Raw genomic sequence first — 18,892 nt, forward strand, 5'->3', positions numbered from 1 at the left:
CGGACGGATTTCCACACCCGGACCGGACGGAACGCTATGTGAGTGCACGTGTGCGCCGATAGATTGGCGGGCATGACTGCGAACCGGCCCGAAGGGCGGGTGGCCGAGCTGTGCACCCGCATGCGTTCGTTCATCGACGACGAGGTGATTCCTCTCGAACCCGTCCTGAGCCGTCACGACGACAAGGCCGCCGAGGCGCTCGTCGGGCTGAAGGCCAGGGCGAAGGAACTCGGGCTGTGGGCTCTGGGGCATCCCGAGGAGATGGGAGGGGGCGGGGTTCCCTTCCTCGACTTCGTCTACCTCAACGAGATCATCGGCCGCTCCGAGTACGGTCAGCTCGCGGTGGGATCGGTGTCCATGCAGGACGCCCTGATGATCCAGCGGCACGGCACCGCCGAACAACGCGAGCGCTGGATCCCAGGGCTCGTCTCCGGCGACATCCTGCCCTCTGTCGGCATGACCGAGCCGGAGGTGGCGGGATCCGACCCCGTGCTCGTGCAGACCACCGCCCGGCTCGAGAACGGCGAATGGGTGATCGACGGGCACAAGTGGTTCACCACCGGCGCCGCGCAGGCCGGCTACTGCACGGTCTTCGCCCGGACCGAACCCGAGTCGACTCCGCTGCACCGCAGCATCAGCGCGATCATCGTGCCCATCGACACCCCCGGACTCGAGATCGTGCGGGCGATCCCCACGATGGGGCACGACCCGAGCGATCACTACGAGGTGCGGTACGACGGTGCGCGCGTTCCCGAGGAGAACGTGCTCGGTGAACGCGGCAACGGCTTCGTCGTCGCGCAGGACCGGCTCGGGCCGGGACGGATCTTCCACTGCATGCGGTGGCTCGGCCAGGCCCAACGGGCCTTCGAACTCATGTGTGCGCGCGCCAACTCCCGCTTCGCCCAACGGATCGCTGCTCGCCGAGAAGGGTGAGATCCAGCGCTACATCGCCGAATCCGCCGCCGACATCCAGGCCGCCCGTCTGATGACGCTGGACGCCGCGCGGGTGATGGATGCGGGGGAGGACGCCCGGGTCCGGATCGGGCTCATCAAGTTCCGCGGCGCGCAGATGCTGCACGATGTCGTCGACCGTGCGATCCAGGTGTACGGGGCGCTCGGTCTCACCGCCGACACGCCGCTCGAGGGGATGTACCGGCGGGCGCGCTACGCCCGTATCTACGACGGCCCCGACGAGGTGCACCGGATGTCCACGGCACGGCGGATGCTGCGCGACCCGGAACGCGTGCCGTGGCGGTAGACCGCCGGCCGCTCGTGACCGATGCGACCTGCTCTTCGCACTAGGGTTCTTCGGCACGCCGGGAGGTCGATGCAAGTATGTGGCGTGGCATCGGGGGGAGGTCGGCAACAGGGAGCGGTCGAGCGGCGCGCGGTCCGAAGGGTGATCTCATGGAACGCTTCGCGGTGGGTGCCGACGATGCGTTCGTCCTGCTCCGGAAGTTGTCCGAGGAACGCAACGTGCCCCTGCGACGGATCGCGGGGCACGTGGTCGACGCGGGCGGTGAGGTATCTATGCCAGTTCGGGTGGGAAGCCTCCCGTGGCCACCGGGCTCCAGCGGGTCGGGGTGATCCGGATCAGCGACTTGCGCTGATCGCGCATGGCCTGCCGGTACTCGTCCCAGTCCGAATGTTCCCCGGCGATGTTGCGGAAGTACTCGGCGAGCGGTTCGACGTCGTCGTGGGCATCGATCACCTCCGCGGTTCCGTCGACCTGCACCCACGCGTCGTTCCAGTCGTCGGACAGCACGACGACACCGACCTCGGGCCGGCTGCGGGCGTTGCGGGTCTTGGCGCGCCGGGGATAGGTCGCGATCACGATGCGTCCGCGGTCGTCGACGCCGCCGGTGACGGGGGAGGCCTGCGGTGTGCCGTCGTCGCGTTGCGTCATGAGGATCATTCGGTGCCGGGGCCGGACGAAGTCCAGCAGTTCCTGCAGGCCGACTGCGGTGTTGGTGGCGATCTTGCGGGCCATTCACGTTCTCCTGTTCCGAAGGGTCACGACTCGAGGAGCGCCGCGAGTCGCGCGAGGTCCTCTTCCACCATGCGCGTGTCGCGGTCGAACTCGTCGTCGGTCAGTTCGATCTGCCGGACGGTGAGGACGACTTCGGCACCGTCCGGATGGGGGAGTACCCGCATCGGGTTGTGCACCGTCGTACCCGACGGCAGTGTCACCTCGTGGTCGAGCACCCCGTAATCGTTGGCGCCGACGAACCGCACGGTGACCTCGCCCATCGGGGAGTCCGCGACGAGGGCGTCGCCGATCCGCCGCACCTCGCTTTGTGCCAGACCGGCCGCCCACTTCGGCAGGTTGTCGGGATCCGCGGCGAATTCGTAGACCCGGCGCGGTGGGCATCGGACGACCCGAGCGACATGGCGGCTGCGGACGACGTGCGTGCTCATGCTCGCCACATTAGAAGTTCGGGAGGTCGATCGCCGTCGGAATGTGGGAGTTCCTGAAGCGCAACGTCTTCGGAGCGACGGCGTTCAGCCGGTACCCGGATCGGCGCGGCCCCCTTCGTCACCTTCTCGGTACTCCTCGCCGTCTTCGTCTTCGTCTTCCTCGCCCTCGGAGCGCTACTGGAGCAGACCGGTCCGACGAGGGTCGGGGGTTATTTCGGGCTCGCCGCTGCCGGGGTGCTGAGCACGACCTTCGGGCGTGTCGTCCTGCCCACGGGCCCCACCCTGACGGGGCACCTCTTCGTTCCCGTGCGGGGGCGGTCCTATTGCCTCATGTCAAGATGCGCGCGAGGTTTGCTTCGTTGCCTCATCCGATGATGCGCGCGTGGCGACTGCCGTGACGGCGGGGACGCGGGCCGGACCCAGGGCCTCGGCAAAGTCGTAAGTAAGACCAGCTGACCTGCGGTTTCAAGGTGGGATGGCGCACGATCAGGGACGTGGATTGGGGCGGGCACGACCGTCTCGGTGATGATTCAAGTTCCTACACAATCGTCACAACCAGGAACGAGTCGTGCCCGCAGCTCCATCTTCGCCCATGTCTGTTCCGGTGTCGGACACCGGGATCCTCGAGGTGCTCGATCTGGTCCCCGATCCGCGAGCGCGTCGCGGGGTTCGGCACCGGTTGACGGTGATCCTGGCGGTCGCGTTGGCCGCGGTGTGCGCCGGCGCGAGATCGTTCACCGCGGTCGCCGAATGGGTGCACGACGCCCCGAACGATGTCCGGAGCCGACTCGGCATCGAGGGCCGGCCACGGTCGGAATCGACGATCCGCCGCACCCTCGGACGCCTCGACGCAGGCGTGTTCGACCAGGTCATCGGGATATGGGCCTGGATGCGGACCCGGGTCGTCGACGGGCGCCGGGTGATCGCGGGCGACGGAAAGACACTGCGCGGGGCGAAGGATGCAGCCGGGCATCTGACGCACCTGTTGGCGGCCATGGACCACAACAGTGGGGTGGTCCTCGGGCAGGTCGAGGTCGGTGCGAAAACGAACGAGATCCCGCTGATCGTCGACCTCCTGGCCGGGCTTGACCTCACCGATGTGGTCGTGACCGCAGATGCGTTGCACTGTCAGCGGGTCACCGCCGAGTACATCGCCTCACGGGGCGGGCACTACGTGTTCACCGTCAAGAACAACCAGAGATCCCTGCGGAACTTGCTGAAGTCGTTGCCCTGGAACGATATTCCGGTCTCATCAACGATCAGGGGTCGTGGTCACGGACGACGGGAGTGCCGCACGATCAAGGCCACCGAGGTCGATGCCGGTCTCGGTTTCCCGCACGCCACGCAGGTTCTGCAGGTCCGCCGGACCGTCACCAGAAACGGCCGCAAGAGTGTCGAGGTCGTCTATCTGATTGGCAGGTCCCCGATAGTCGGTCCGGGCGGTTCTAGAGCCGGTTCCTACGTGCAGTCGATCAGTCGATCTCGCACGTCACCGGCTGGTGCCGGTGGGTGCATCCGGCAGCGTACTCGGCGGGGGTCTTGTACCCCAGTGCCGAATGACGGTGCCGGTGATTGTGGTCGTCCTTGAAATCCTCGATCACCACCCGGGCCTCGAGCAAGGTGGGCCAGTAGTTTCGATTGAGGCACTCATCGCGCAGCCGGTTGTTGAACGACTCGATGAACCCGTTGTTCCACGGCGTACCCGGCGGAATGTAGGACACCCCCACCGACCCAGCACAGAAGTCCCGGAGCGCTTCCGAGATGAACTCGGGCCCATTGTCCATCCGCAGCACCAGCGGCGGCCCACCCCACATCGCGAACGCCTTCTCCAAGCCTTCGATCAACCGCCCGGCGGTGATCGAGCGGTCCACGATGTTCAACAACGACATCCGAGTGTGTTCATCGACCATCGACGCGATCTTCACCGTCTTGCCGTCGACGGTCGAATCGAACTGGAAGTCTAATGCCCACACCACATTCGGAGCATCCGCGTCGACGACCGGAACGGAGGACAGGCCGGCACGTTTGCGGCGTGGAGCACGCCGGACCTGCAATCCTTCTTCTTTCCACAGGCGGTGGATCTTCTTCTTGTTCACCTCGATGCCCTGGTCGTAGCGCAGCCACGCCCATGCTCGCCGAAACCCGTGCCGCGGATGCTTGCGGGAATACCTGCGCAACTCTGCGCGCAGATCAGCGTCCGGGTCGCCTGATGTCTGCGCCAACGGCAACCGCCGGTAAACCGATCGGGAGAGCCCAACGACCTTGCACGCGAACCGCTCCGACATCTGCATGGTGTCGGTGAGCATGGTGATCGCGGCGCGTTTGGCGGTCGGGCTCAGAATTTTCCAGTGGATAATGAGAACAACCCGCTGGTGGGACGGCCTGACCCGGAATTTTCCTGGCCATCGAAGTGCCTTTCGAAGGACCCGTCGACCCGACCGCTGGCGGGCCACCACAACACCACAGTGGAGCACGCGATGTTCGTGACCTTATAGGAGCCTGCCGGCCCCATCGGCTCGTCACTGGCCTGTCCGAACCTCGCGCCACCGCCCCTCCCGAGGAAAGGCCATTACGTGACACAGCCCGCCAGTCAGCAACGCATCTACTGCGGCATCGACACCCACGCCGACACCCATGATGCCGCCGTCATCACCGATACCGGAATTCTTGTCGAACACCGTCGATTCGACGCCACCCCAACCGGATACCAGGAACTGACAACCTGGATGTACGAGCACGGAGAACCCATCTCGGTCGGCATCGAAGGCACCTCCTCCTATGGCGCCGGCATCGCCCGCCATCTACACCGACACAACATCCGCGTCCTGGAAGTGCCGCGCCCGAACCGCCAACTCCGCCGAAACAAGGGCAAGAGTGATCCCATCGACGCCGAAACCGCAGCACGCGCGGTTCTCGCCCGTCACCAACTCTCCGAACCCAAACACGGCGACGGACCCATCGAAGCAATCCGTGCGCTCCGCGTCGCCAGATCCAGCGCCGTCAAAGCCGCGACCGCATCGATGAACGCCCTCCGCGGACTGATCGTCACCGCACCGGACGAGCTGCGCACACAGCTGCGCGGACATAGCACTACCGCGCTGCTCGATGCCTGTATCGCACTCGAAGCTGACGCCACGCAACTGACGGACCCTACCCACGCGACAGTTCTGGCGCTACGCTCACTCGCCAGAAGGACACGTGAATTACGTAGAGAAGCAAGTGAACTCAAGAGACACCTCGCCAAACTGGTCGACGAAGTGGCTCCCAGAACGTCAGCCGTCTTCGGGCTCGGCCCCGACACAACAGCCGTGCTACTGGTCACCGTCGGAGACAACCCGGGTCGACTGAAATCGGAATCCTCCTTCGCGCACCTCTGCGGCGTCGCACCGATTCCCGCATCATCTGGCAAGACCAACCGCCATCGTCTCCACCGCGGCGGCGACAGATGCGCCAACCAGGCACTGCACACCGGCGTCATCGTCCGCCTCCGGTACAGCACCACGGCCCGCGCCTACGCCGATCGCCGCACGTCAGAGGGGAAAACGATGCCTGAGATCATCCGCTGCCAAAAGCGCTATCTTGCCCGGGAAGTCTTCACCGCCCTCCGAAACGATTACCGCGCATTGATCACTTGACATCTGTAGGAGCGTCCTTCGCGATCTCCCGCAGCGCGTCCTTCTCCAACTCGGCATCGGCGAGCAATCGCTTGAGCCGGCTGTTCTGCTCCCGCAGTTCCTTGAGTTCCTTCGCCGCATCGGCATCCATGCCGGAGTACTGGCGCCGCCAGTTGTACAGCGTCGCCGCCGACACCTCGAGCGCTGCGGCGATTTCCTCACCGTTCTTGCCTTCCGCGGCCAACTCGTCGGCCCGGCGCAGCTTGCGCACGATGTCCTCCGCCGAGTGACGTTTGCGTCCCGCCATGATTCCTATCGTCCCTTCTTCGCCCTCACCAGGGCAATCAGGACTCTAGAACAACCCGGACCTACTCACAGGGGACATGCTAGTGGCTCGTCACGGATTGTTGACCGGGTAATCCGCGGCTGACCGACACGTCCACGGCAGACTGTCTCCGAGTCGAGACAAGGAGGTGGTCGTGGCACGTCAACCCAGCGTGTTCGTCCGATCGTTGACCATGGAGGAAGGGCGACGGCTGCAGAAGATCAGCCGCACCGCCAAGGACCCGATCAAGCTACGACGAGCCATCGTGGTGCTGATGTCCGCCCAAGGCCAGACCGTCAAGGACATCACCTCGTTGATGCAGGTCAGCGACGATTACGTCCGCGATGTCATCCATGCGTTCAACGAGCAGGGATTCGAGGCGTTGCACCCAAAATGGAACGGGGGACGTCCGAAGACGATCGATGAGCAGACTCGCGAGAAGATCTGCTTGATCGCCCGGACGTCCCCCTCCGATTGGAAAATCACCGCGTTCTCCACCTGGAGTCTCACCAAGCTGACCGAGCACCTGATCGCGCAGAAGATCGTGCCGGCCATCAGTCGTGAGACGCTGCGCCGCATCCTGCGCAAGGGCAAGGTCACCTGGCAGTCGACCACGACGTGGAAGGCCTCGACCGACCCGGATTTTTTGTCGAAGATGCACGCGATCCTCAAGCTGTATGACACCCCGCCAGCCGACGGGCGGGTCGTCTGCGTCGACGAATTCGGGCCGCTGAACCTGCAACCCCGTAAAGGGAAATCGTGGCGGCCGGCGACGTCTCCGCTTCGGTTGCGGGCGACGTATCACCGCTACGACGGCGTGATGCACATGCTCGCCGCGCTCGACTTATCCAGCGGCAGAATGTACTACCGAATCAAGCCACGTAAACGCGCCGGCGAGTTCCTCGAGCTGCTCAAGATGTTGCGGGCCAGGTGGCCCGGGGAGAAGTTGTATGTCGTGCTCGACAACTTCTCCCCGCACCGGCACCTGACCGTCCGCCGGTGGGCTGAGGACCATGACGTCGAGTTGGTGTTTTTGCCGACCTACGGGTCGTGGCTCAACTGGATCGAATCCGAATTCGCGGCACTGCGGTACTTCGCCCTCAACGGCACCGATCACCGCAGCCACACCGAGCAGAACACTGCGATCGGGGCGTATATGCGGTGGCGCAATGCCCGTGCCGAACCGAAAACCCGATTCGCTCCCGACTCACCGATCCGGTCGTGGACCGAGTACCCGCATTACCCGGCCAAGGTTGCGTGACGAGCCACTAGGGGGACGTAGACTTGCTCACCGGAATGGTGCCTCGCGAACTGTTGCGGACATGACCTTAGACAAGCCATATCTTCGCAGTTCAGGGCACCATTCTTTGCTTTCGACACTCGGTCGGCTCGTTATTTTCGTGTAGGTCGGGAGCTGGCGCGGTGGCAGTTCCGGGACGTAGGTCGTGAAGCCGCAGAAGCAGATCGGTTTCCCGGCCTGCTGTTCTTCTTCCCGACCATATCCAGGGTGCTCCGTTTCCAGCTCCCGCCCGTCGAACCGTGCGTGCGGTTCTCCCGCACACGGCTCACCGAGGTCGTTCACCGCCAACATTCGTCTTCCTCCGCCAGTCCCGAAAGGGCCTGGGGGCATAGATAGTTCCCTCAAAGCGGATCAGGCCGAGCTGGTCGTCGGAGGCACCGAACACCACCGCCCGACCATAAGCTCTACTACGTTTGTGGCGTTTAGCGATGAATCCCGCCAACCGCATCAAGGCGTAGCCCCTGATCTTGGCGAACCTCGCAGACGAGTTTCCGTAACAGAAGTATCCCGCCCATCCACGCAGGAATCGGTTCACCGATCCCACGATCGCGGTCACGCTCAGCAACGTCCGGGACCGGACGGGACTGCTGCACGATCAGGTGACAGGTTCGGTCACGCAGCCTGAGTGGCTGGTGTGGTCATGATGGTCTCGTATTCGACAGGGGTCAATCTGCCGAGCCTGGCTTGGCGTCGGCGGCGGTGGTAGGTCCGTTCGATCCAGGTGATGATCGCGATCCGGAGCTCGTTCCGGATCGCCCAGGGCTGGCGGTCGAGGACGTTCTTCTGCAGCAGTGAGAAGAACGATTCCATGGCGGCGTTGTCGCCGCAGGCGCCGACTCGGCCCATCGATCCGACCATCGCGTGCCGGCCGAGAGCGTGGACGAATTTCCTGGACCGGAATTGCGATCCGCGGTCGCTGTGGACGATGCAGCCGGCGACCTGATCTCCGGCCGCGGCCCGGCGGGCGACGGCGGAGTCGAGGGCGTCGACCGCGAGTCGGGCTTTCATTCTCGAGTCGATGGAGTAGCCGACGATCCGGTTCGAGTGCACGTCCTTGATCGCGCACAGGTAGAGCTTGCCCTCACCGGTGTGATGCTCGGTGATATCTGTGAGCCACAATCGATTCCGCTTATCGGCGGTGAAGTTGCGGGCGACGAGGTCGTCGTGGACCGGCGGCCCGGAACGGACGTGTTTGGTGCCGCGTTTCTTGCCGAACGAGCTCCACCACTTGTTGGCTGAGCAGATCCGCCACCCGGTGCGCTGCGCCATCGTCTGGCCGGCGTCGGCGGCCTCGTCGACGAGGAACCGGTACCCGAATTCGGGGTCGTCGCGGTGGGCGTCGAACAGGGCGTTGGCCCGGTAGGCCTCGTCGAGTTCGGCAGCGGTCACCGGGTCGGCGAGCCACCGGTAGTAGGGCTGGCGCGCGATTTTGAGGACCCGGCACGTCACCGCGACGGGGATGCCGTCAACGGCCAACTCACGGACGAGCGGGTACATCATTTTCCCGGCAGGTTCGCCTGCGACAGATATGCCGCGGCGCGACGCAGGACCTCGTTCTCCTGTTCGAGCAGCCGGATCCGTTTCCGGGCTTCGCGCAGCTCGGCGTTCTCACTGGCGGTGGTTCCGGGCTTGACGCCGTCCTCGACGTCGGCGGCCTTCATCCAGTTCGCCAGGCAGGACTCGCTGATCCCGAAATCGGCGGCGATCTGCTTCAGTTGCTGACCGGGCTCACGGCCACGGGCAACACGGACGACGTCGTCATGGAACTCTTTGGGATACGGCTTCGGCACAGGGCACATCCTTCCAGCAGTGCCTTGCGGCACCACAGATCAGATGTCACCTATCCGTGCAGCAGTCCCGACCGTCAACCGACGGATCGACTCCCGGGCATGTGTCATCGCTTTGTCCGATGGCCATCGAGCGAGGAACTCGATTCCCTTCGCACCGGTGCGGCCCTGACTGCGCACCCACCGATGATGGAAACCCAGAAAATCCAGGCCTTCCCCACCCTCGGTCAGGTGCACGATCCTGGTCTTGCTCGCTTTCGGGGTCAGTCCCAACTCCACCAGCAGGACCGTCAAATGCGCGAGCGCGTCCTCGGCCTGTTGTCGGGTCCGGCACATAACCACCACGTCGTCGGCGTAGCGGACCAGCACTCCGTGCTCACGTACATCCCACACCCGATCTATCTGGTGCAGATACACATTCGCCAGCATCGGAGAGAGCACGCCGCCCTGCGGTGTTCCGGTCACCGCCTTGCGCACCACTCCGTCGCTCATCACTCCCGCCCGCAACATCGCGCGCAGCAGCCTGAGCACGGACTGATCACAGACGCATTCCTCGATCGCCTGCATCAACCGATCATGCGGAATCGCCTCGAAACAACTGGCGATATCCGTTTCCACCACCCACCGCCGCCCCCTCCACGCTTCGTCGACGAGGACCTGCAGCGCGTCGTGCGCCGCCCTCCTGGGACCGAACCCGAACGAGCAGTCGCGCATGTCCGCCTCGAAGATCGGCTCGAGCACGATCTTGGTCGCGGCCTGCACGATGCGGTCACGAACTGCCGGGATCGACAACGGACGCTGTTCATTCGTTCCAGGCTTCGGGATCAACACCCGACGCGCCGGCAACGGACGATAACGCCCCTCCCGCAGTTCGGCGGCCAGTTCATCGAGCAGTCGGGTCACCCCGTACGCCTTGACCTGGTCCACGGTGATGCGGTCGACACCAGATGCACCCTGATTGCGGTGCACCTGGAACCACGCACGCATGAGGACATCACTGCGAATGATCTTGTCCCCCAGCACATGAAACCGTCTATCGGGATCAGCCTTGGCTGTCCGGTAGAGCGTGTGCTGCAAGGTACGCACCGGATCCAAGACAGCAGATCCACTCGCGGCGGGACTAGTCTTGACGGCACTCACCGGGCACCTCCTTCACATCAGCACGCATCGACACACGTAGCGGTCCTTCCCTCACCCCAGGTTGTGTTGTCCTGTGGGCTCGATCGGTGCTACGACCGCCTCCGACTCCCTTCCGGCCGACAGCTCACTTCCCAGGATCACTGGTTATAGAGCGTCACCGCTTCCGACGACCACGCCGCTCAGCGGCATCTCGCAGATCGTCGGGCCGGGGAGGGCCTCTCCAGTTCCCGCCGCCACTGTCGATACGTTCCACGCCCCATACGCCGGAGAGTTCCTCGGCACCTGCATCTCCAGGTCTTCGGTGCCTTCCATGGCCTTCACCGTGATTTCGGCGGCTCGGCTCTCTCTTCACCCCCACCCAAGGGCGGGGACCTCTAACGACGCCGCAGGCTTCGCTTCATGCTGCGGACTGATCCCTCCCGGCGTTTCCGGAGAGCTCATGGTGTGAGCGCTTCCTCCGGATTGAGGGTGCGCATGCGATCGTAGTGGAGTTGCTCTGCCCGGTCGGGGGTGAGGTCGTGGCAGTAGCTGTGTGGTCGTTCTCGGTTGTAGAACGCCACCCATTCGGCGGTGCCCAGCGACAACTCAGTGGCTCCATGGAACAGGGGCTGGTTGTCGACCAGTTCGTTCTTGTAGTCCGAGTTCACCGATTCGGCCAGGGCATTGTCGAAACTGTCCCCGACGGTGCCGATAGAGGCCGCGATCCCTTCCTCGGCCAATCGCTGCCCGAACACGATGGCAGTATACTGCGATCCGGCGTCGCTATGATGGACGAGTTTGCTCAAATCGACTACCCCGCAACGTTTTCTGTTGTCGATCGCATTGTTGATCGCATCGGTCACCAAGTTCACCGTCATCTCCGTGGCCACCTTCCAGCCGACGATCTTGCGGGCGAACACGTCAGTCACGAAGGCTGTGTACGCCCAACCGGATTCGGTGCGGCAGTAGGTGAAATCGGCCACCCACAGGCGGTTGGGTGCCGCGGCATAAAACTGCCGGTCGACCAGATCCGTCGGCCGCTTGGCCGCCGCGTCAGGGATGGTCGTGCGCACCCGTTTCTTCTTGATCGCGCCGTGCCATCCCATCTCCCGCATGACCCGTTCAACCGTGCAACGGGCGACATCTAATCCGTTGCTGCGCAGCATTATCCATGTCTTTCGTGAGCCCAGAACGCGGGTCAGGGGTTTGTTCTTGCGGAGCATGAAGATCGCATCGATGACCTGCGCGTCAGCGAGCATACGGGCGCTCGGCCCGCGGTTGATGTGGTCGTAGTATGTGGACGGGGCGATGCGCCAGCCGTGCTCAGAGAGCACGGCGCACATCGAATCGACACCCCAGATAAGACCATCCGCACCCACCCGATGTCCCTGGTGGGTGCGGATGAAGTCCACAATTACCGGTGTGGCCGGTCGATTTCGGCCGCGAAGAAAACCGACGCCGCTTTCAGGATGCCGTTGGCCCGTTTGAGTTCGGCGACCTCCTGTTTGAGCCTGCGGATCTCCTCGTTGTCGGCCCTCGAGGCGCCTTCCGCATCAGCGGCCGGGGCCTTACGAACCCACTGACGGACAGTCTCCGCCGAGGTCACCCCCAACAGATCTGCGGTCTTGCGCATCGCCGGCCACTCCGCCGACCCGTGGGCCACCAACTGGGCCACCATGTCCACGGCGTCTCGCTTCAACTCAGCCGAGTACCGCTTCGATCCTGCTGCCATAGGTTTCATCCTCCCTTGAGAGGAGCCCTCCGGAAATCCCGGGAGGGATCAGAGTAGGTCTCTGACCCAGGCACGGGTGGACTCGAGGTTGTCCGCGAGCAATGCCACGACTGCTACGCCGGGATCGCCGAAACTGGTGACCGGGGCGCCGCGTGTGAGCAACCGGCTGGTCACCGAGTAGACGGTACGGGCTTGTTCGTGCGATCGGCGGAATCCGGTAACTCCGGTTCCCGGCAGACCGAGCACGACCCGAACTCCCTCCGGGACTCGAGGGGACAGTGCGTCGGCGTCTACGAAGGGGTGGCGCCCTCCGAAAGGCAGCCAGGCCCACACGGTGCTCCGGTCGATCGCGGTAACAATAGGTGTTCCGTCCGCACGCAGGTCGCGAGCGAGCTCCCGCACGCAACGGTCGAGTTGTCCGAGATCCGCGGTGTCGGGCGCACTTGCCTTCCAGGCGATCACTGCCACGTGCGTTTGCCCCAGAACGTATCCCACCTCCGACTCGAATGTCTCAGATGAGTAGTCGGTGCCGTTCAACAGAGCATGAATGGTCGAGGAATGCAGGTTGCCCTGCGCCCCGAACCAACGTCTCTGTTCCTGCTCATACGCTTCGAAGACATAGAGGGTGATCCAGTCGATGTAGGTGTAACAAACGTCCGAGATGCGCTTGGTCACGGCCATCGACTGGGGACCTGGTAAAGACAGTGCCTCGACCTCGTCGTAGAACGTCTTCATCATAAGGTCCTGACCCATGTGGTAGGCCCGCACGAGTGAGTGCGAGGACACGTCACGCTGTGCCAGTCGTATCGCGTACTCGACCGCCGCGGTGGTCGGTTGCAGGTGTTCCACGGGGATGTTGTTGGTGAGCACGTGCAGGATCGTGGAGACGTTTCCGTGCACACTCGCTTCAAGGAGCTCGACCAATTGGGGGTCGGCATCGAGATTCTCGATCTCGCGTGCGAGCAGATCGGTTATCTTCCGCACCAGCCGAGTCTGATTCTCGGTGATTTCACGCGCGATAGCGGCGACGATCTCCAGCGTCTCGGGTTTGACACCCGGTAATAATCGAGCGAGTCGTCGAGACGGTTCTCGCCCATTGTCACGTCTCTCCGTGGGACTCATGTTCTCAAAGCCGTCCCGTCTTGCGCAGGTACCGCAGGGCGGATTGTGCAGCGTTGAAACCGCACATTCCGTGGGCTCCGGCACCCGGTGGGGTGGAGGCTGAGCACAGGTACATTCCCGGAACTCCGAGGCTGTAGGGATTCCAGGACATTCGGGGGCGGAAGACTACCTGCAGTCCGGCGTTCGCACCGCCGATGATGTCACCTCCGACCTGGTTCGGATTGTCGCGTGCCAGGTCAGTCGGCGACGCCACGGTGCGCGCGAGGATGCGATCGCGGAAGCCGGGCGCGAACCGTTCGATCTGCCCGATGATCGCGTCGGTCGCGTCGCCGGTGTAGCCGGCGGGGACGTGTGCATACGCATACACCGGATTCACGCCCTCCTTCGATCGTGCGGGATCGGCCACGTACTGCTGACCGAGCAGGACAAACGGCCGATCCGGCATGCGGCCACTCGCGATCTCACGTTCGGATCGCACGATTTCGTCGAAATCGCCACCGAGATGCACCGTCCCCGCTCGGCCACACAACGGGTCTGTCCACGGGATAGGCCCGTTCACCGCGAAGTCGATCTTGAACGCGCCCGGAGCATGACGGAACTTGCCGTACGCCTTTGCTACTCGTGCCGGCATCTGGTCGCCGACAAGACTCAGTGCAACCCCCGGCGCTACGTCGAGGAGCAGTAGATCGGCCTGTGGCAGGTCCTTCACGTTCCGTACGTGGACACCGGTGTAGATCTTTCCGCCGTGATCGGCGAGCTGCGCTGCCAGCGCTGTGGCGATCGACATCGATCCGCCCTCCGCGACCGGCCACCCGTAGCGATGCCCTGCGGCGGCGATCATCAGACCCACAGCGGAGGTTGCAGGCCTGTCCAGGCGCGTGTAGGCGTGGGCCGCGACGCCACCGAACAGCGCCCGACCTTTGCGGGTGCGGAACAACCTGGCGCTGGCCGTGGCCGGTAGCAGTGCCCTCGGTCCGAACGTCGCCAACCGCAGTGGATGCTTCGGGACGTTGAGCACCGGACGCATCAGGTCCGAGGCGAGCGCATCGAAGCCGGAGGCGAGATCGGACAGCAGCAGACGCCACCGCGGACCGTCTTCGGCCAATCCGTCGACCGTGGCATCGACGGACCGGTACAGCAGACCGGAATCCCCTTCGTCGAGAGGATGAGCACAGTCGATCTCGGGATACCGCCACCGCAGTCCGTACTTTTCGAGACCCAGGGTCGCCAGATATGGCGACCCCGCACCCATCGGATGAAACGCCGAGCAGTGATCATGAATCAGTCCCGGCAGCGTCAGCTCTCCCGATCGCGTCCCGCCACCGATCTCGCCGGCGGCCTCGAAGACCTGAACCTCGACGCCCTGGCGGGCAAGGTGGACCGCGGCAGCGAGCCCGTTGGGCCCGCTACCGACGATGACCGCTGTGCTCACAGGGACCGGTCCAGGTCACGGTTCGAAGCAGGTTTGCGCTCAGCCGGGCTGGGCAGCAGCTCCGTCACGGAGCCGGTCTGACGCGTGTACTCAGGATGCGTCCACTGCACATCGAACGGGATGGGCCCGTTCGGCAACCACGGCTGTTCCGCAATGGCATCGGCGACCCTGTAGGTGCCCCGCTCGATCACACCGAGAGCGGCGTCGATCACGACGTACTCCTGGACTGCCTTGTGAATAGGCTGCGATTCGATCCATGCCACGGTGAACTCTCCCGGTGCGAAATGACAGCGCTTCTGAATCGCGGCGATGAGCTTCTCGTCGTGGAAGTGGCCGTCGCCGAAGTTGAAGGCGACGATCGAGTTGCACGAGAACTCTGCCTCGCGAATGTCGTAGCGATCGATGTCGGCCCCCAGATGACGCACCATCAGCGACAGCAATGCGCGACCCTGGCTGTGCAGCGAACGCCAGCCCACCAACTGGTGCATCACCACATCCGCCACATCCGGAGGATAGGTCTCCAGCAGCTGTGTGTAGGTGTTCTTCGCGCCTCGCACGATATGGGTGTTGAGTTTGTCCTCCGCTCCAGGAGCAAACGCCCACACGGCCGAAGCCCAGTTTCCGGCGTACTGACGCATGGATGGCAGGAACGAAACTAGATCGGGTCGCAGGTTACCCAGCACCGGGAACAGGCACAGAGCGGCCACAATCAGCGCGGTCAGCCAGAGGGAAGACATGTCGAACACCCCGAAGCCCTCCCAGTTCGGGTATCCCCAGAACAAGAACACCGATGCATAGGCGAACAAGAGGTTCCATTCGAGCGGCACCGCGAGGGGGAACGTTGAAGCAATGAACAAATGGAAGGCCACCATCAGCAGCACAGCCAGCAGGGTGATTGTCCGGTTGGTGGAGAACAGCAGGAGCAGCGGGGTGGCGATCTCGACCATCGTGCCGAGAACGTGCCCGACACCACCGGCCAATTTGGACGGTCGCAGATCGTTCGGGAAGTTGCGGTAGTGCGCGCGCTTGACTGTCTTCGAGCTCAGCCACGGGGTGTTGCTGAGCATCGGCGGGATCACTAGCGAGAAGTGATGTCCGAATTTCGAGACGCCGGCACCTACCCATACGACAACGATGAGGAGCTTGAGAGCGATGATCATGTCGACGAACGGGAGAAAGGTGAAGAACACCACTGCGGGCAGGTACTGTTCGCTGCGCCCGGCCAGGAAGATGACCTTGTCGCGCAGCCCGATCACGACGTACAACACGATCAGCGAGTAGAGGACCGTCGGTCGGACCAGGCCGGCGTTGTCGGAGAGCACGCCGGTCAGCACGGAACTGGTTACACCTGGAAGGACGATCGCGACGGTCAGATTTACCAGGATCGCGGCATAGATCAGGACGTCAAAGATCGAACGAGTGTCTCCTGCGGTGCCGGGCACCTTCTTTGGCCACGGGGCGAGACGAATCGTCTTCGGCCTGAGCCAGTTATGGAATCCGCCGGTCATCGGCTTGAAGTGGCCGGCAAGCGGCCCCCATGAGCCACCGAGGCCGAGGATCTCGAGCAGCATCGTCCACAGAATAAGTTTCTGGTAAACGATCGGTTGGTTCCACCACGACAACGGATCAAGCCACGAAAGCCCGGAGGTGAGGGTCGCGACCGCAGTTCCGGCGCCGATGTACAGAACGAGCAGTTTCATGATGTAGATCGTGTGCACCATCTTCGGCGTGCCGAAGCCGTAGTCAACCCAGTGCGTGGACATGGCGCGGACACGGTCGAGAAACGGGTTGTCGCGGAAGGTCGCAGGGTCTACATCTGGGAAGTTTCCGGTTTTGAATCCCATCGGGGATCACTCCTTGAAGGGTGTGAAGGGTACGGGTCGTCACCTCGGGGACCCGATGGATCCGAGGGTGAGCGCGAAAGCGATGGGTGCGAGCTCAGCCGGCAGTGGCCGGCAGGGCTGTAGCCGCCTGGTTCCGAAGGCCTGGTTTGTCGATCTTTCCGACAGGATTGCGCGGCAGTGCCTCGACGAGATGGACCCGTTCGGGGACTTTCACTCGCGTCAACTGCTCGGAGAGATGCGCGAGAAGATCGGACTCGGTGACATCCCGATCGGGGTAGGCAACCACGTAGGCGACCGGAACCTCACCGTATGTCGCGTGTGGAGCCCCGATCACTGCGGCCTCGAGGACCGCAGGATGGGTTGCCAACGAATTTTCGATTTCTTTCGGATAGATGTTCTCCCCGCCTCGAATGATCATGTCTTTGATGCGGTCGACGAGCGTCAGGTAGCCGTCTTCGTCGAGCCGTCCGACATCGCCGGTGTGCAGCCAACCATCAACGACCGTGCGAGCAGTCTCCTCCGGACGCCCGAAATAACCCTGCATCACATTCGGACCCTTGATCAGAACTTCACCGGTGGCGCCCACCGGCAGGTGCTCGCCGGATGGTCCGGCGATCGCGATCTGCTGACCGGGAAGGGCTGGGCCCACGGTGCCGAGCTTGCGAATGCCGTGCAACGGGTTGCAGGTCGACGCGCAAGTTCCCTCTGTCAGGCCGTATCCTTCGAGAACAACCAGTCCGAATCGTGCCTCCACACGCTCGAGTAGTTCCTTCGAGATCGGTGCCGCACCGCACACTGCGAACCTCAATGATGTCGTATCGACAGTCGTGTCCTCAGGCTGAGATGCCAGCAACGCATAAATTGTCGGCACCGCCGAGAAGTATGTCGGCTTGAACCGGGTGACGTCGTCGAAGAAGCGACGAGCCGAGAACCGACCCGTGATGCTGAGCTGCGCCCCAGCCAATATCGGCGCGAGGAAACTGACGCAGATCGCGTTGACATGGAACAGGGGCAGGATCAGGAGGCAGTGATCACGCTCGGTCAACTGCAGCTGATTCTGGAAGACCCCGGCCATGTACTGCAGGTTCGCGTGCGTGAGCTGTACGCCCTTCGGTCGCCCCGTCGAACCAGAGGTGTAGATCAGCAGGGCAACATCTTCAGTCGTCGGCTCCCCAGATGCCGGCCACCCAGGGACAGGCGTCGTGTTGATATCGTCGACTGCGAGGGCCTTACGCCCACAAGCAGGCGAATCAGATCCTTCGTTGAGGATCATCACTGCGCCGGAGTCCTCGATCTGGTACCGCGCCTCGGCTTCCGTGAACGCCGGATTGATCAAAGTCACGGCGGCACCGATCCTCCATGCCCCCATTACTGCAATGAGAAGCTCGACGCGGTTGGAGAGCATGACTGCGACGACATCCCCGGCTCCGACGCCGAGCTCATGCAATTGGGACGCGAAAGCCTCCACACGCCCGGCGAACTGTCCATAGGACAGCTCCACCTGGTCGTCACGAACACACGGATCGTCGACCCGATCAGCGAAGTTCCACGCGAAATATCCGACACCTGACACGACTTGAATCACCTCTCCAAAGCGCTGTGATCCATGACACTAGAGGCAAACTCATCCGGAAGATACGGCCCCCAAAGCCGATTTCTGCGTAGGTTGTTGTCCCCAAGTGACAACCCGCGGAGTGAAGTAATTCAATTGGCCCGCAATGCGGGACTGTCTCTAGCTCCTCTGTCAAGCGGCAAGGTTTATAAGTGATGATTGGTCCGCGACCATCGCTCGGAAGACGACATCCGACAATCTGCGTTTGAGGACGCGGAGTGCTTCCATCCCGCCATCCCCGCCGGCCTTCCGGCGAGGCAACAGAACGCGTGCGTCCTCATGGCAACGCGCCTGAGTGAGCGCGATCCGGTGTATCGCGGCGTTGAGTTGTCGGTTTCCCGTGCGTGAGAGTCGATGTCGAGCATGATTCGACGACCACACCGGTCGCGGTGCAGTTCCGTTATGCCGGGCGAAGGAGTCCTTGGAACGGAACCGGTCGATACCGGCGGTCTCACCGATGATCTTCGCTGCGGTCAACGCGGTGCAACCGCAGGGCCTCGGCAAAGTCGTAAGTAAGACCAGCTGACCTGCGGTTTCAAGGTGGGATGGCGCACGATCAGGGACGTGGATTGGGGCGGGCACGACCG

16 protein-coding genes and 2 pseudogenes are annotated in these 18,892 nt (G+C 63.4%); 5 read left to right on the top strand and 13 right to left on the bottom strand.

The features are described from left to right. Positions 1-72 precede the first annotated feature (72 nt). Both BO226_RS00250 and BO226_RS27825 read left to right on the top strand, forming a co-directional pair. Positions 73-1,258, top strand: a pseudogene (locus BO226_RS00250) (acyl-CoA dehydrogenase family protein). A gap of 149 nt (positions 1,259-1,407) precedes the next feature. Next, a complete protein-coding gene (locus BO226_RS27825; RefSeq protein WP_228044897.1) occupies positions 1,408-1,587 on the top strand; it encodes an ANTAR domain-containing protein in 180 nt (59 codons plus the stop codon). Here BO226_RS27825 and BO226_RS00260 read toward each other — a convergent pair. Both BO226_RS00260 and BO226_RS00265 read right to left on the bottom strand, forming a co-directional pair. After that, positions 1,529-1,990 carry a PPOX class F420-dependent oxidoreductase gene (locus tag BO226_RS00260; RefSeq protein ID WP_071934383.1) on the bottom strand — a complete coding sequence of 154 codons (462 nt, stop codon included), beginning with the start codon at positions 1,988-1,990 and terminating at the stop codon, positions 1,529-1,531. The two genes, BO226_RS27825 and BO226_RS00260, sit on opposite strands and share 59 nt — an antisense overlap. A 23-nt stretch (positions 1,991-2,013) precedes the next feature. Next, positions 2,014-2,418 (bottom strand): SRPBCC family protein, encoded by a 405-nt coding sequence (locus BO226_RS00265; RefSeq protein ID WP_024103059.1) that lies wholly within the window; start codon positions 2,416-2,418, stop codon positions 2,014-2,016. A gap of 592 nt (positions 2,419-3,010) precedes the next feature. Between BO226_RS00265 and BO226_RS00270 the strand changes: the two genes are divergently transcribed. Continuing rightward, positions 3,011-4,006, top strand: coding sequence for an ISAs1 family transposase (locus BO226_RS00270; RefSeq protein WP_232238023.1), 996 nt, complete (start codon positions 3,011-3,013; stop codon positions 4,004-4,006). Here BO226_RS00270 and BO226_RS00275 read toward each other — a convergent pair. After that, entirely contained in the window at positions 3,891-4,724 is an 834-nt protein-coding gene (locus tag BO226_RS00275; protein WP_071934384.1) for an IS3 family transposase, read from the bottom strand. The genes BO226_RS00270 and BO226_RS00275 overlap by 116 nt on opposite strands. 267 nt (positions 4,725-4,991) lie before the next feature. On the opposite strand from BO226_RS00275, the gene BO226_RS00280 reads away from it, so the two are divergent. Then, positions 4,992-6,053, top strand: a complete 1,062-nt coding sequence (locus BO226_RS00280) for an IS110 family transposase (protein ID WP_071934385.1) — start codon at positions 4,992-4,994, stop codon at positions 6,051-6,053. 16 nt (positions 6,054-6,069) lie between these two features. On the opposite strand, the pseudogene BO226_RS27830 reads toward BO226_RS00280, so the two are convergent. Next, positions 6,070-6,339: pseudogene (locus BO226_RS27830) on the bottom strand (transposase); the annotation flags it as partial. Positions 6,340-6,511: 172 nt separating this feature from the next. Between BO226_RS27830 and BO226_RS00290 the strand changes: the two are divergent. After that, positions 6,512-7,618 (top strand): IS630 family transposase, encoded by a 1,107-nt coding sequence (locus tag BO226_RS00290; protein ID WP_232238024.1) that lies wholly within the window; start codon positions 6,512-6,514, stop codon positions 7,616-7,618. Between the two features lie 304 nt (positions 7,619-7,922). Here BO226_RS00290 and BO226_RS00295 read toward each other — a convergent pair whose 3' ends face one another. The 9 genes from BO226_RS00295 to BO226_RS00345 form a co-directional block, all read right to left on the bottom strand. Beyond that, a complete protein-coding gene (locus BO226_RS00295) occupies positions 7,923-8,213 on the bottom strand; it encodes a group II intron maturase-specific domain-containing protein (RefSeq protein WP_332260657.1) in 291 nt (96 codons plus the stop codon). A 56-nt stretch (positions 8,214-8,269) separates the two neighbouring features. Then, a protein-coding gene (locus BO226_RS00300; protein ID WP_156895081.1) for an IS3 family transposase occupies positions 8,270-9,447 on the bottom strand; the annotation gives its coding sequence in 2 pieces (ribosomal slippage) (positions 8,270-9,160 and positions 9,163-9,447; 1,176 coding nt in all). 39 nt (positions 9,448-9,486) lie between these two features. Continuing rightward, a complete protein-coding gene (gene ltrA, locus BO226_RS00310; RefSeq protein ID WP_232238025.1) occupies positions 9,487-10,584 on the bottom strand; it encodes a group II intron reverse transcriptase/maturase in 1,098 nt (365 codons plus the stop codon). Positions 10,585-11,021: 437 nt separating this feature from the next. Continuing rightward, a protein-coding gene (locus BO226_RS00315; protein WP_156354424.1) for an IS3 family transposase occupies positions 11,022-12,295 on the bottom strand; the annotation gives its coding sequence in 2 pieces (ribosomal slippage) (positions 11,022-12,016 and positions 12,016-12,295; 1,275 coding nt in all). 48 nt (positions 12,296-12,343) lie between these two features. Then, positions 12,344-13,417 carry a PucR family transcriptional regulator gene (locus tag BO226_RS00325; RefSeq protein ID WP_198040592.1) on the bottom strand — a complete coding sequence of 358 codons (1,074 nt, stop codon included), beginning with the start codon at positions 13,415-13,417 and terminating at the stop codon, positions 12,344-12,346. A gap of 4 nt (positions 13,418-13,421) precedes the next feature. After that, the gene (locus tag BO226_RS00330; protein WP_071934391.1) at positions 13,422-14,849 is read right to left on the bottom strand and encodes a phytoene desaturase family protein; all 1,428 of its coding nucleotides are present in this window, start codon (positions 14,847-14,849) and stop codon (positions 13,422-13,424) included. After that, positions 14,846-16,693, bottom strand: coding sequence for a DUF3556 domain-containing protein (locus BO226_RS00335; RefSeq protein ID WP_071934392.1), 1,848 nt, complete (start codon positions 16,691-16,693; stop codon positions 14,846-14,848). Before BO226_RS00335 ends, BO226_RS00330 begins: the two co-directional genes overlap by 4 nt. 94 nt (positions 16,694-16,787) lie before the next feature. Further along, positions 16,788-18,266: a class I adenylate-forming enzyme family protein gene (locus tag BO226_RS00340; RefSeq protein WP_071934393.1), complete on the bottom strand. Its 1,479-nt coding sequence runs from the start codon at positions 18,264-18,266 to the stop codon at positions 16,788-16,790. A 171-nt stretch (positions 18,267-18,437) separates the two neighbouring features. After that, positions 18,438-18,887 (bottom strand): IS110 family transposase, encoded by a 450-nt coding sequence (locus tag BO226_RS00345; protein WP_232238026.1) that lies wholly within the window; start codon positions 18,885-18,887, stop codon positions 18,438-18,440. Positions 18,888-18,892 lie beyond the last annotated feature (5 nt).

The organism is Rhodococcus sp. 2G (genome assembly GCF_001886355.1).
GTDB lineage: Bacteria > Actinomycetota > Actinomycetes > Mycobacteriales > Mycobacteriaceae > Rhodococcus > Rhodococcus pyridinivorans.